Below are 13,894 nucleotides of genomic sequence, written 5' to 3'. Positions count from 1 at the left end.
GCCTCTGGTTAGCACCCTGTTAATTCATTCATTCCCTTCTCGCATTTGGGCGAAAAAATCCTTACCTTGCTTCCGCTTGACGTAGCGCCACGTGCGTTTATTCTCTGCCGACCTTCATATTTATAGGCCTTTTCCCGCGATGTACCTCCTCATCGATAATTACGACAGCTTCACATTCAATTTGTGGCATTACCTGCGCGAACTCGGTCCCGAGGTCGAAGTCCGCCGCAATGATGAAATCACGGTTGAGGATGCCCTTGCCCTCAACCCCGAAGGCATCGTGATATCGCCGGGTCCGTGCGATCCGGAGCGGGCGGGTATTTGTCTTGATCTGATCAAGGCCGCTGCGGGTAAGGTCAAGCTGTTGGGCGTGTGTCTGGGCCATCAATCCATCGGCCAGGCATTTGGCGGCAAGGTCATTCGTGCCCCCCATTGCATGCATGGTAAAACCGATGCGATGAAACATGACGCCACCAGCGTGTTTAGCGGCCTGCCGAGCCCCTTTTCCGCCACGCGTTATCATTCATTGGTGATTGAACGCGACACCCTGCCCGATTGCCTTGAAATTACGGCCGAAAGCGATGATGGTCTGATCATGGGTGTACGTCATAAAACCCATCAGATTCATGGCGTTCAGTTTCATCCTGAAAGCATCGCGTCGGAACATGGCCACGCATTGCTTAAGAATTTTATCGATTTTCCGCGCATTTGATCCTGCTGCGGACCGCAAACCGAGGACACCTGTATGTCGACCGATAACGATCTCAAGGCCATCTTGGCCAAAGTCGCAACTGGCGAAAGACTGAACGAAGAACAGGCCGAACAGGCGTTTAGTGTTCTGATGTCAGGTCAGGCAACCCCGTCACAGATGGGGGCGTTTCTGATGGGCTTGCGCCTGCGTGGGGAAACGGTCGATGAAATCACCGGGGCGGCACGCGTTATGCGCGCCAAGGCAACCGGGATCATTGCCGCTGAAAATGCGGTTGATACCTGTGGCACTGGTGGTGATGGCAGCGGCACCTATAACATCTCAACCGCTGCTGCGATTGTGGCCGCGGCCGCCGGCGCAACAGTTGCCAAACACGGCAACCGCGCGGCATCGTCAAAATCGGGATCCGCCGATGTTTTGATGGCGCTTGGGGTTAATCTGGATGCGGATATGGCGCTTTTGGAAAAGGCGCTTAAAACCATCAATCTCTGCTTCATGATGGCAACCCGTCACCATTCGGCCATGCGCCACGTGATGCCAACCCGCGTTGAAATGGGCACGCGCACCATCTTTAACCTTTTGGGCCCGCTTGCCAATCCGGCCAAAACCAAACGCCAGGTTCTTGGCGTGTTTGCCCGTGAATGGGTTGAACCGATTGCCAACGTTCTAAACCGCCTTGGCTCCGTCCATGCGTGGGTTGTGCATGGGCATGATGGGCTTGATGAAATCTCAACCACCGGCCCGACTTTCTGCGCCGAAGTCAAAAATGGCAATGTCACCACCTTTGAAATTAATCCGGGTGATTTTGGTTTGGAAATCGCCACACTTGACGCGCTTAAAGGTGGCGATGCCGATGAAAATGCCCGTGCCATTACCGATCTTCTGGCCGGTCAAAAAAGCGCATATCGTGACATCGTCTTGATGAATGCCGGTGCTGCCCTTGTCGTCAGTGATATCGCAACCGATCTTGCCGATGGCATTGCCAAGGCAGCAAACGCCATTGATACCGGCGAGGCCGCAGAAACACTTAAGGGCCTTGTGGCGATTACCAACGAAGGAAATCCAGCGTGAGCGACGTTCTTAAAAAAATCTGCGCCGACAAACGCGATCACGTTGCGGCCTGCAAAGCCCGCAAGACGCTTGGCGAACTTGACGCTGCGGCCAAAACGCAATCGGCCCCGCGTGGTTTTATCAACGCGCTTGAAACATCCGTTGCTGATGGGCGCTATGGCTTGATTGCCGAAATCAAAAAAGCCTCCCCCTCCAAGGGACTTATTCGCGCGGACTTTAATCCGCCAGAACTCGCCAAGGCTTATAAGGCTGGTGGTGCAAGCTGCCTGTCGGTCTTGACCGATGTGCCCTATTTCCAGGGTGATGACAGCTATCTGGTCGCCGCGCGCGCCGCTGTTGATCTTCCGGCCCTTCGTAAGGACTTCATGATTGATCCCTATCAGGTCACCGAGGCCCGCGCACTTGGCGCGGACTGCATCCTGTTGATCATGGCCGCCTTGGAAGACGACCTTGCCGCCGAACTTGAAGATGCCGCCCATACCCTTGGCATGGATGTCCTGATCGAGGTGCACAACGCCCCGGAACTCGAACGCGCACTGAAACTCAAATCGCGTCTGATCGGGATCAATAACCGCAATCTTAAAACCATGGAAACGTCGCTGACCACGACCGAAGAACTGGCAAGCATGGTCGACAAAGACCGGTTGCTCGTTTCGGAAAGTGGTTTGTTTACGTCCGATGACTTGGCCCGAATGGCCAAACACGGCGCGCAATGCTTCCTGATCGGCGAAAGCCTGATGCGCCAAGAAGACGTCACCGCCGCCACCAAAACCCTTCTGGGCCTTGCGGCGTAACGATCTTCGTCATTCATGATTGTAGTTCCGGCTGATGGAGGATCTAATCAGCCGGAACGTTGATCTGATCAATGTTTGTGAACACCCAATAGCGGTAGTTTAACTTCAATAGCTTTTTACCGCCTCGATGCACGCGCGCACCAAGAATGTCGTCACCTTCAAGATCATCGAACCGTGAAAAGACAAAGCAGAATTGGGATGTCAGGCACAGTTTGTCTCTGTCGTGATAATCGCCCCAAGAAAAGCGTTCCCACGAAGCATTGCCCGACCAATATGCGCCCCGCCGCCCACGGATGATGACTTGATTTTCACTGTCGAGTTGCGCACGAACTTGAAATCCGTTGGCCGGATTGACCAACGTGAAAGATTTGCCAACAAGAACTGCTTCCACCTGTTCGCGGTCTAGTTTGCGATATCCGGGCGGTAAGTATGATGGATCTTGATATTCTCTCTCAAGGTGTCGGATGCCAATTTCAAGAAAACGGGTGACCGTGTCCGTGTCGACCAGACGATCAAGGCTTGGCCCGCTAGCACACGCCTGAAGCAGAACCAGCGTTCCACCAACAATTAGTTTGGTGTATGTCTTCATCAATCTTACCATTTTCGATCATAAATATCTTTAAGTGTATTAACCGATTAGCACACAACCCTAAGCCCAACAAGGAAGCACCATGGCAGACGAACTTTCCCATATTGATGCGGGTGGCAACGCGGTAATGGTTGATATTTCGACCAAGGCTGACACCTCGCGGATCGCAGTTGCCAAGGCACGGGTTTTGATGTCTGCCAAAACTTACGAGCTGATTGCAAATCGCGGGCATAAAAAGGGGGATGTGCTTGGCATTGCCCAACTGGCCGGGATCATGGGGGCCAAGAAAACCCCCGACCTGATCCCGCTCTGCCACCCCCTGCCCCTCACATCGGTCACGGTGGATCTTGAACTGGCCAAGGATGTTGATGCCGTCGATATTACCGCCACCTGCAAAACCACCGGGAAAACCGGGGTCGAGATGGAGGCCCTGACTGCGGCATCTGTCGCGGCACTGACCGTGTTTGACATGTGCAAGGCAGTCGATAAGGGCATGCAGATTACCGACCTTCGTGTCACCCGAAAAGAAGGCGGCAAATCGGGCACCTTTATCGCCGACTAGGTACGGGATATTAAGGCGTATCTTCCGACATATCTTCCGCCCCATCTAAAGGCGGATACCGACGCACGATTTGCTCGTGTATGAACAGATGGCGCGCGCATAAAATTCGGAGTTCAGCGCATCTGTGGTGATGCGGGTGATTATTCACTTATTTTGAAGAATAGGCCCGATTGAACAATTCCACCATCAAGTGGATCGGACATGCTTGACCTCGGAAAAGAACTAAAGTAGAACACTTATGTATTCATTTTGTTCTTTCTACAGGTTCGGAAAATGTCATGCTGACGCGTAAGCAATACGAATTGCTGGTCTATATCGACAATTACCTTCGCGATCGCGGGATCTCGCCTTCTTTTGATGAGATGAAGGAGGCACTGGACCTTAAATCCAAATCGGGCATTCACCGCCTGATTACCGGGCTTGAAGAACGCGGTTTTATCCGCCGCCTGGCCCACCGGGCCCGTGCGCTTGAAGTCTTGCGCCTGCCTGATAACAGCAATGATGACACCCCGGAAACCGCCAATAATGTGACCTCTATCGCCAATGCGCGCAAAACGCCGCATCGGCCAACGACGGTGCCAACAGCGTTTTCTGACAGCAACGACGCCATTTCGCTGCCGCTTTATGGGCGGATTGCCGCAGGTACACCGATTGAAGCACTGCGCGATCAAAGCACGATGGTGCAGGTTCCAGCCGCCCTTTTGGGGACCGGTGATCATTACGCGCTTGAGGTTTCAGGTGATTCCATGATCGAGGCCGGTATTCTTGATGGCGATACAGTCCTGATCCAGCGCTGTGAACAGGCCCATGACGGCACGATTGTCGTCGCCCTTGTCGATGACAGCGAAGCGACGCTTAAACGCCTGAAACGCGGTCTTGGTCAAGTGATGCTTGAACCGGCCAATGCGCGCTATGAAACGCGGTCCTTGTCACCCGACCGCGTCCGCATTCAGGGCCGTCTGGTCGGACTGTTGCGGCAATATTGAGCTGAAGCATTAAGTTTCGGCTCCCCGCATAACCAATTGATATGTCGCCCGGATTTACATTAAGTCCGGGCGATATTTATTTGTATGATGATTTAATTTGGGCATTTTCCCCACCCGCGTGGATCAAAACCAAACCCCAAACTTAGCGGGCAACTTTGCCGCCAATCACGATCCATGGCCAAGGCCCCGCCTGTTGGCGCACTGACAGTATCGACGGGTCCTGATTTTGGCGGTTGCTGACCGTGTTAAGGTCACTGGCTTTGTCTGTGTCGCCAATATTTTTCGGATTCATCGCCACCCCGCCTTGCCACCACAAAACATCATCATCGATCTGAATATCTGTGCCAGATGCGCGGCACTGTTTGGTTGGCAGGTCGTTTTTCAGATCAACAACGATATCGGCATTCCGGCAGGCATAGAACGGGTCGGTCAAAGCACTGGCGATGATGATGTTTTTGGGATGATCCCCACCAAGGGCGATATAACAGGGTTCGTCGGTACAGGCTTGCACCTGTTGGTTTTCGTTTTCGGGACGCAGGCCAAAGCGCGCCATCCAAATCGATTTTTGAAAGGATGACAGCTTTTCGGGGATATGAAGAACCTGTTGATTGCGGTCAAAAACCGCCCAGCTTTCCCGATCCCCAGAGATTAAAATGTCAGAAGATTGATGCTGGGTTTGAAAGATCACAGCTGCGATCAAAACTGGAATGACGGGCAGCAGCATCAGGCGATGGCGCCAGATCACACACCATGTTAGCGCTAACACCAGGCAGGTCATGGCCGCGGCATCGAGCCCCGCGACATACCACAACCCCCATTCAACATTGCCAAGCCATGACGCGGTATCAAGCAAGATGGTCAGTCCCGGTCGCATCAACCAAAGTACGGGATATTCCAACCCGAATGGCATCAATGCCAAAGCCGCGACGATTAATGGCATCACCCAAAAAGCCATCACCGGAATGGCAAACAAGTTGGCGACAACACCCAGGGCCGATATGCGACCAAAGTGATAGCCAATGATCGGCGCCGTGACAGCGGTAACAATAACACCGGTAATCACAAGCCCCGCCAAATAGACCAAGACGCGTTCAAACCACGGTCTGGCACCCTGCCCGTCAAGCCAACGCCGCCCCGGACCATCGTAAAAGGCGACAAGCGCGCCCACGGCGGCAAAGGATAGCTGGAAACTGGCACCGAGAACCGCATCCGGGCGCAAAAGCAAAACAATCACAGCCGCAACACCGACCAGACGCAGTGAAATCGCCCGTCGATCCAGCAACAACGCGACCCAGACCACAAACAGCATCACATAGGCCCGCTGTGTCGGGACTGTCGCCCCGGACAATCCCATATAAACAAGCCCCGCCGTCATTGCGCCAATCGCGGCCCATTTTTTAATTGGATATCGCAAGGCAATGGGCGGGATCGCCGCCAAACCACAGCGGATCAGAAAAAACACAGTGCCGCAGAGAAGCCCCATATGCAGCCCGGATATCGCCAGCAGATGGGCCAAGCCTGATTTGCGCAAATCTTCGGCAATTTCGGGCCAGACATCGCCGCGTTCCCCAATGATGAGGGCCTTAGCAATTCCGGCCTCAGGCGCGCTTAAACTTGCATCAATCTTGTGCGATATTTTTTGCCGAAGAACTTCGATATACCTCCATAATGCACTGATATTATTTTCTTCTTTACCGCGCGATACTTCAAATTGACGACCAAAGGCAAAGCCGGTCGCACCGATGTCGCTGAAATACAGATTGCGGGCAAAATCGGGATCCCCGGGAACGGATGGTGCACGTAGAGGAAACAACCGTGCGCGGACCGATATCCGGTCGCCAATCGCAAGGTCGCTATCGCCTAGAAAACTAAGCCGCACCGTCCAATCAAAACGATCCTGATCGAGCCCATCAATCGCAATCGGTTCAATGGTCGCACGCAGTCGTTTCCCGCGTGGTTCAACAGCAATGATGTCGCCGGTGACAGTTGTAGAATATAGCGTTCGGGTCAGAAGGTTGGTCGGCCCCATTTGGGTGTGGAGTGCCGCGATAAAAAGCCCGGCGGCAAGACAGGACAATAATTGCAAGCAAAATGCCACCATTGTCCGTCGGCGCGACAGCCAAAAACCACTGGCCAAAAGAATCAATGCGGTAGCCGATTGGGTTGTGGAAATGCGCGCAGGAAGACAAAAATAGATCGCGCATCCCAACCCAAAGAAGATAACCGACAGCAAAAACCATTTATTTCTTTGCTGGGCCACAATGGATGTAACTTGCGAAAATATCTCTGCAAGCTTTTGTTTTTGCGATATTATTCCAAAACGCCTTCGACGAATGTCCAATAGCATGCCCGCAGCTTAGTTCCTACCTAACATCCGCTGTGGTGCAACAGCGTGTCATTTGTGCTATAGCCTGCACGCCAAAAGTCCATACGACAAGCGACAACATCCAAATAACGGATAGAATGAATGACGGTTGTTACCCGTTTTGCCCCGTCCCCGACCGGGTTTCTCCACATCGGCGGCGCACGCACCGCTCTTTATAACTGGCTTTATGCCAAACATACCGGCGGCAAATTTTTGCTGCGCATCGAAGACACAGACCGCGAACGGTCAACCCCCGAGGCTGTTGAAGCCATTTTTGATGGGTTGAACTGGCTGGGCCTGACCGCCGACGAAGAGCCGACGTTCCAGTTTGCCCGTCGCGACCGCCATGCCGAGGTTGCCCAACAGCTTCTTGATGCGGGCAAAGCGTATCATTGCTATTGCACGCCCGAAGAATTGACGGCAATGCGCGAAAAAGCACGCGCAGAGGGCCGCCCAATGAAGTATGACGGCACCTGGCGTGACCGTGACCCATCCGAAGCCCCAGAAGGTGTTAAGCCTGTGGTGCGCCTTAAATCGCCGCAGGAAGGCGATGCCGTGATCAACGATCAGGTTCAAGGTGAAGTCCACGTCAGCAATGAGCAGCTTGACGATTATGTCATTCTGCGTGGCGATGGCACCCCGACCTATATGCTGTCAGTGGTTGTTGATGACTTTGACATGGGCGTAACCAACGTTATTCGTGGCGATGACCATCTGACCAACGCATTCCGCCAAAAGGCGCTGTATGATGCGATGGGTTGGGATGTTCCGACATTTGCCCACATCCCGCTTATTCACGGCCCGGATGGCGCGAAGCTTTCCAAACGTCATGGTGCTTTGGGTGTTGATGCCTATCGCGACGAAATGGGCTTTTTGCCAGAAGCGTTGAACAACTATCTTCTGCGTCTTGGCTGGGGTCACGGCGATGACGAAGTCATTTCGCAGGAACAGGCGATTGAGTGGTTTGACGTCACCGACGTTGGTAAAGGTGCGGCACGTTTTGACTTTGCCAAGCTGACCAACCTGAACGGCGTTTATATGCGCCAGACAGATGACAAAAGGCTTGTAGACGAGATTTCCCAACGGGTTGCGGACCTGATTGGAAGCGATGCAATTGATGCAGCGCAAAAAGAAATCTTGATCAATGGCATGCCAGGCCTTAAAGAAAGAGCTAAGACACTCATCGAGCTCGCCGTATCTTCGGCCTTCTACGTTACCGATGGCGTTACGTCATTTAACGAGAAAGCTCAGTCCCTGATTGATAGCGCCCCCGAAGGTCTGTTTGGAGAACTTGCCAGCAGCCTTGAAGCGCTTGACAACTGGACCGAAGAGAACGTTGAGGCAAGTGTTCGCGCAACCGCCGAGAAACTTGATCTTAAACTTGGCAAAGTGGCGCAACCCTTGCGGGCGGTGCTCACAGGTTCCAATTCTTCACCAGGCATCTTCGACGTCATGATCGTGCTTGGCAAAGAGCAAACGCTGAAACGCATTCGCCATTTCGATGCATAACAACAGCGAATAACGAAAAAGCTAATAGTCTGTTTGCGCTTGGTGCGCCGCAGCATTATGCTGCATCCAACTTGAAACCGTGTTCGTTCAAACAGGGAAGGAAAAATAGTCATGGCTGATAATTCCAAGACTTCCCACACCGTAACACTGACCGACAATGCCTCAGGCAAGTCGATCGAGATGCCGGTGCTTAAGGGTAGCGTAGGACCGGATGTTATCGACATTCGGAAACTTTACGCCGAAACTGGATTTTTCACATATGATCCTGGCTTTACGTCAACCGGCTCCTGCCAGTCAGAGCTGACCTATATTGATGGCGATGTGGGTATCCTGCGCCACCGTGGTTATGCGATTGACGATCTGGCAGAAAACGCAGACTTCCTTGAAGTTTGCCACCTGCTGATCTATGGCGAGCTGCCGAACGCAACTGAAAAGAAACAGTTCGAAACTGACATCACCCTGCACACGATGGTGCATGAGCAGATGCGCAATTTCTATAACGGCTTCCGCCGTGACGCGCATCCGATGGCCATCATGGTTGGTGTTATTGGTGCAATGTCTGCGTTCTATCACGACAGCACCGACATCAATGACCCGCAGCAGCGTCTGATTTCGGCTTATCGCCTGATTGCGAAAATGCCGACCATCGCAGCGATGGCGTACAAATATTCAATCGGTCAGCCGTTCCGTTATCCGAACAACAACCTCGGTTATGCAGAAAACTTCCTGCAGATGATGTTTGGTAACCCGTGCGAAGAGTATGTTGTTAATCCTGTTCTGGCCAAAGCAATGGATCGTATCCTGATCTTGCATGCTGACCACGAACAGAATGCATCGACCTCGACCGTACGTCTTGCCGGTTCTTCGGGTGCAAATCCGTTTGCATGTATTGCTGCTGGTATCGCATCCCTTTGGGGTCCGGCACATGGTGGTGCAAACGAAGCCGTTCTTAAGATGCTTAACGAAATCGGAGATGTGAAAAACATCCCGGAATATGTCGCAAAAGCAAAAGACAAGAACGATCCGTTCCGCCTGATGGGCTTTGGTCACCGCGTTTACAAAAACTACGATCCGCGCGCCAAAGTGATGCAGGAAACCTGCCACGAAGTTCTCAAAGAACTCAACATCAGCGATCCGTTGCTTGACGTTGCGCAGGAACTTGAACGCATTGCACGTGAAGACGAGTACTTCATCGAGAAGAAACTCTATCCGAACGTCGATTTCTATTCGGGCATCATCTTTAAAGCGATGGGCATTCCGGTCAGCATGTTTACCGTGCTGTTCGCGGTTGCACGTACCGTCGGCTGGATCGCCCAGTGGAAAGAAATGATCGAAGATCCTTCGCAGAAAATCGGTCGTCCGCGTCAGCTGTTTACCGGTGTCGCAGAACGTCCGTTCGTTCCGGTCGACAAGCGTTAATTCGCCCAAGACCAACGATCTAACGAAGATCAAAAAGCAAAGGCCCGGAGTTAAATCCGGGCCTTTGTTGTATCTGACGTCTTTTAGAACGGTCTAAAACGACCATCCCCGAAACCGGTTTTACCAGCTTCCGGTGTTTTCCATGCTTGCCCACGGTTCTGCTGGTTTCAGGCTGTCGCCTTTTTGCAGGAACTCGATGGAAATGTTGTCTGGCGAGCGAACAAACGCCATACGGCCATCGCGCGGCGGGCGGTTGATGGTTACACCGGCATCCATCAGTTTCTGGCAGGTGGCATAGATGTCATCAACTTCATAGGCCAAGTGACCGAAGTTACGACCTCCAGAATAGCTTTCCGGGTCCCAGTTATAGGTCAGTTCAAGTTCCGGAGCCTTAACGGATTTGGCACTTTCGACGTCGGCCTCGGGTGCCAGATAAATCAGGGTGAAACGCCCTTCTTCGCTTTCGATGCGGCGGGTTTCGCGCATGCCCAGCAGGTCACAATAAAATTTCAGTGAGTCATCAATATTTTCGACACGCACCATCGTGTGCAAATAACGCATAACAATGTCTCCGTAATGAAGTGATCAATGATGTGAAACTAGGCTGTATCAGGACATAACGCCACCCTGAGCAGGTTATTTTTTGGCTATGATTTTTAAAATCTGCTCGGCGGCTTTTTCGCTTGGCGCGCGATCGCCAAAGCCCAACAAGCGACAGGCTTCGTCAAAGCCGTCTTTTTGTTCTTGGCGCGCAGGACTATCGCCAAGCAATTCATCTAACACCGGAATGATTTTTTTGGGTTTGCATCGGCTTTGTAAGAATTCCGGGATCAATTTGCGGCCCAGGACCAAATTAACAATGGTCACGGTATCGATCTTAATCAGGCGTTTGGCCACCCAGCCGGTCAGTGCATTGACCTGATAGGCAATGACATGCGGTACACCAGAAATTGCAAGCTCCAGCGAGACTGTTCCCGATGCCGCCAGCGCACAGTTTGCGGCAGCAAAGGCATCATGGCGTTCTTGATCGGTTGAAACAACGATCGGCGACAGAGGCCAATCTTTCATTTCATCAGTGACCACGTCGGCCACCTTGGCAACGGTTGGAACGACTATCCGGGTATTGGGATGTTTTGCGGCAATGTCGGTGACAACCGCCTTAAAAATCGGAAGCAGGCGTTTGACTTCTGAATTGCGACTGCCCGGCAGAACCGCCAACAGCTTTGTATCGCCATCAAGGGCGTGCTGGGCGCGAAAACGGTCTGCGTCCCCATCATGGCGCTCTTCGACGGCTGAGTGGCCGATAAAAGTGGTTGGCAGGCCTTCTTTTTCGAAATAGGGCGGCTCAAACGGCAAAAGTGCCAAAAGATGGTCCAAGAAATCAGCAATTTTGCGCGCGCGCCCGGAACGCCACGCCCAGACAGAGGGCGCGACATAATGGACAAGCGGAATTCCCTTGCCCTTAAGCTTTTTACCAACACGGAAGCTGAAATCCGGGGCGTCAATCGTGATCACTACATCGGGGTGTTCACTGCGCGCAAATTTTGCGGTTTGCGAAATGCGTTTGAGCAAATGGGGGATGTGGGGCACGACTTCGGTCAGGCCCATCACCGACATTTCATTCATTGGAAAAAGGCTGCTGAGGCCTTCGCGCTCCATCCGCGGGCCACCGACACCGATAAAGCGCGCATTTGGCGCCTGTGCCTTGATCGCGGCCATCAAACGCCCGCCCAACTGATCACCGGATGCTTCGCCGGCCACCAGCATAATTTTGGGGCCGTTTATGGAGGACTGAGTGGTCATTGGCTTTCATCCACGCGAAGCCCCATGACAAATAGTCCAAGCGCGTCAGCACGCGCCAAAACCGCATCACGATCAATGATCATGGTGCCACCGGCCAACAGACCAATGCCACGTAATCCAGCTTTGTGGGCTTCTTCGACGGTTGTCATGCCAATCGCGGGTAGATCAAGACGGCGGTCTTGTTGTGGTTTGGCAGATTTCACCAAAACACCACCAACACCATCACGTTTATAAAGGGCTGAACGGCGGACCATTTCATCGGTGCCTTCGATGGCTTCAAGTGCCAGAACAAGGCCCTGTTGTACGACACAGCCCTGCCCGACATCGGCTTGGCCCAATGTGCGCGCGACGATTAAGCCATGTTTGGCATCACTAAGTGCCTGTTCATCGGGCTGCACGGCACCAAGAACGCCTTCTTGGACGGCAAGATTGGACAGGATTTCATGCGCACCGACAAGGTGAAATCCTTCGCGTTCAAGCTCTTGGCCGACAAGGCGCAAAAGACCGTCATCGCCGAGTGCCTTCATGCCGACTTTCATCAGAAGTTTGGTGGCGCGCCAGTCTGGGCGCATGGCCGAAAAGCTTGGTCGTGCGACTTTGCCCGCCAACACAACATCGACGCATTTTTGTTTGCCCATGGCATCAAGGATTTTGGCCGCAGCCCCAAGACGCAAGGTTTTGTGCGGATAATCTTCTAGCGCCGGGTCGTTGGCATAGCCATCAAGCAAGACAATAAACACATCCCGCCCAGCGGCCGTGGCCGCAGACGCCAAGCGCACAGGTAGTGCGCCGCCGCCTGCGATAATCCCCAATTTCGGCTGCGGATTATCCTGCTGAGCTGTCATATTTTGGCGTACATGCGGAACGCATGCTTTCTGCTTTCAGGAAGTCGATGATTTCCATCACAGGACCAACGCCTTCGAAATCTTTGGAGACTTCTTCGACGCGTTCGGCAAGCGTGCCTTCCTGGGCAAATAACAGTCGATATGCTTTGCGCAGGGAATGGATCGTTTCACGATCAAATCCACGGCGTTTCAGACCAATGATATTCAAACCCGATAGATACGCACGGTTGCCAATGACAGACCCGTATGGGATCACGTCACTGTCAACACCAGTCATGCCACCAATCATGGCATGTTTGCCAATACGGACAAACTGATGCACGGCCGAAAGCCCGCCGACGATTGCGAAATCTTCGACCAGAACATGTCCCGCCAAAGTACCGTTATTGACCAGAATGCAATGATTGCCGACATGACAATCGTGACCAACATGGGCCCCGGTCATCAAAAGGCAGTCATCTCCAATTGTGGTTTCCATCCCGCCGCCTTCGGTACCGGGATTAAGGGTGGCACCCTCGCGGATTTTGGTGCGTTTGCCGACGATCAGGCGGCTTTCTTCACCTTTGAACTTTAAGTCCTGCGGGGCATGGCCGACCGATGCGAATGGATAAACCTCGCATTCATCGCCAAGGGTCGTCACCCCCGCCATGGCCACATGACTATGCAGCTTGACCCGGTCCCCCAAGACAACCTTCGGGCCCACCACACAATAGGGCCCAATTTCGACATCCTGACCAATCTGCGCGCCATCTTCGACGACGGCGGTTGGATGTACTTTTGACATTATCAGTTATCCCGGATCATCGCGGCGATTGTGGCCTCGGCAACGACTTGCCCATCCACTTTGACTTGGCTTTCGAATTTCCAGACCGGACCACGGCTTTGTTTTTTGACCACATGAATGTGCATGACATCGCCTGGCGTTACCGGCTTCCGGAAACGGGCGTTATCGATGCTCATGAAGTAAACCAGTTTGCCTTCGGCGTCTTCGCCCAGTGTCTGAACGACAAGAATGGCGGCGGTTTGAGCCATGCTCTCGACGATCAAAACGCCCGGCATAATTGGCTGCTGCGGGAAATGCCCTGTGAACTGTGGTTCATTCATCGTAACGTTTTTGATGCCGGTCGCAGACTCACCCGGATCAATATCGATGACTTTATCAATCAGCAAAAACGGATAGCGATGCGGAATCATTTCCAGAATGCGCTGAATATCAACACTTAACAGTTCGGTCATGCGTAT

Annotated in this window: 14 protein-coding genes; 7 read left to right on the top strand and 7 right to left on the bottom strand. The window is 52.9% G+C overall.

What is annotated here, in order from left to right; genetic code table 11:
* Positions 1–139 precede the first annotated feature (139 nt).
* From HCZ99_RS11095 to trpC, 3 genes are read left to right on the top strand one after another with little or no spacing between them, the layout of a single operon-like run.
* Entirely contained in the window at positions 140–712 is a 573-nt protein-coding gene (locus tag HCZ99_RS11095) for an anthranilate synthase component II (protein WP_167447037.1), read from the top strand.
* A 33-nt stretch (positions 713–745) separates the two neighbouring features.
* The gene (gene trpD / locus HCZ99_RS11090; protein WP_167447036.1) at positions 746–1,780 is read left to right on the top strand and encodes an anthranilate phosphoribosyltransferase; all 1,035 of its coding nucleotides are present in this window, start codon (positions 746–748) and stop codon (positions 1,778–1,780) included.
* Positions 1,777–2,574 carry an indole-3-glycerol phosphate synthase TrpC gene (gene trpC, locus HCZ99_RS11085; RefSeq protein WP_167447035.1) on the top strand — a complete coding sequence of 266 codons (798 nt, stop codon included), beginning with the start codon at positions 1,777–1,779 and terminating at the stop codon, positions 2,572–2,574. The genes trpD and trpC overlap by 4 nt, the downstream gene beginning before the upstream one ends.
* Positions 2,575–2,617: 43 nt before the next feature.
* On the opposite strand, the gene HCZ99_RS11080 is transcribed toward trpC, so the two are convergent.
* On the bottom strand, positions 2,618–3,163 hold the full coding sequence (locus HCZ99_RS11080) for a hypothetical protein (RefSeq protein ID WP_167447034.1): 546 nt from the start codon (positions 3,161–3,163) through the stop codon (positions 2,618–2,620).
* Between the two features lie 82 nt (positions 3,164–3,245).
* Between HCZ99_RS11080 and moaC the strand changes: the two genes are divergently transcribed.
* Both moaC and lexA read left to right on the top strand, forming a co-directional pair.
* Complete coding sequence (gene moaC / locus HCZ99_RS11075; RefSeq protein ID WP_167447033.1) at positions 3,246–3,725, top strand: cyclic pyranopterin monophosphate synthase MoaC; 480 nt, start codon at positions 3,246–3,248, stop codon at positions 3,723–3,725.
* Between the two features lie 278 nt (positions 3,726–4,003).
* Positions 4,004–4,711 carry a transcriptional repressor LexA gene (gene lexA / locus HCZ99_RS11070; protein WP_167447032.1) on the top strand — a complete coding sequence of 236 codons (708 nt, stop codon included), beginning with the start codon at positions 4,004–4,006 and terminating at the stop codon, positions 4,709–4,711.
* Between the two features lie 142 nt (positions 4,712–4,853).
* Here the strand turns inward: lexA and HCZ99_RS11065 are convergent, their stop codons facing one another.
* Positions 4,854–6,971 carry a ComEC/Rec2 family competence protein gene (locus HCZ99_RS11065; RefSeq protein WP_368484254.1) on the bottom strand — a complete coding sequence of 706 codons (2,118 nt, stop codon included), beginning with the start codon at positions 6,969–6,971 and terminating at the stop codon, positions 4,854–4,856.
* A gap of 207 nt (positions 6,972–7,178) precedes the next feature.
* Between HCZ99_RS11065 and gltX the strand changes: the two genes are divergently transcribed.
* Positions 7,179–8,585, top strand: coding sequence for a glutamate--tRNA ligase (gene gltX / locus HCZ99_RS11060; RefSeq protein ID WP_167447030.1), 1,407 nt, complete (start codon positions 7,179–7,181; stop codon positions 8,583–8,585).
* Positions 8,586–8,696: 111 nt separating this feature from the next.
* Positions 8,697–10,004, top strand: a complete 1,308-nt coding sequence (locus HCZ99_RS11055) for a citrate synthase (protein WP_167447029.1) — start codon at positions 8,697–8,699, stop codon at positions 10,002–10,004.
* Between the two features lie 120 nt (positions 10,005–10,124).
* Here the strand turns inward: HCZ99_RS11055 and HCZ99_RS11050 are convergent, their stop codons facing one another.
* From HCZ99_RS11050 to fabZ, 5 genes are all read right to left on the bottom strand, one after another.
* Positions 10,125–10,565, bottom strand: a complete 441-nt coding sequence (locus tag HCZ99_RS11050) for a VOC family protein (protein WP_167447028.1) — start codon at positions 10,563–10,565, stop codon at positions 10,125–10,127.
* A gap of 75 nt (positions 10,566–10,640) precedes the next feature.
* The gene (lpxB, locus tag HCZ99_RS11045) at positions 10,641–11,807 is read right to left on the bottom strand and encodes a lipid-A-disaccharide synthase (RefSeq protein WP_167447027.1); all 1,167 of its coding nucleotides are present in this window, start codon (positions 11,805–11,807) and stop codon (positions 10,641–10,643) included.
* Positions 11,804–12,652 carry an LpxI family protein gene (locus tag HCZ99_RS11040; protein ID WP_167447026.1) on the bottom strand — a complete coding sequence of 283 codons (849 nt, stop codon included), beginning with the start codon at positions 12,650–12,652 and terminating at the stop codon, positions 11,804–11,806. The genes lpxB and HCZ99_RS11040 overlap by 4 nt, the downstream gene beginning before the upstream one ends.
* Complete coding sequence (gene lpxA, locus HCZ99_RS11035) at positions 12,633–13,436, bottom strand: acyl-ACP--UDP-N-acetylglucosamine O-acyltransferase (RefSeq protein ID WP_167447025.1); 804 nt, start codon at positions 13,434–13,436, stop codon at positions 12,633–12,635. The genes HCZ99_RS11040 and lpxA overlap by 20 nt, the downstream gene beginning before the upstream one ends.
* 2 nt (positions 13,437–13,438) lie before the next feature.
* Complete coding sequence (fabZ, locus tag HCZ99_RS11030; RefSeq protein WP_167447024.1) at positions 13,439–13,888, bottom strand: 3-hydroxyacyl-ACP dehydratase FabZ; 450 nt, start codon at positions 13,886–13,888, stop codon at positions 13,439–13,441.
* Positions 13,889–13,894 lie beyond the last annotated feature (6 nt).

It is taken from the genome of Thalassospira lucentensis (assembly GCF_011806425.1).
Classification (GTDB): Bacteria; Pseudomonadota; Alphaproteobacteria; order Rhodospirillales; family Thalassospiraceae; genus Thalassospira; species Thalassospira lucentensis_B.
This window is presented reverse-complemented; position numbering and strand designations above follow the sequence as displayed.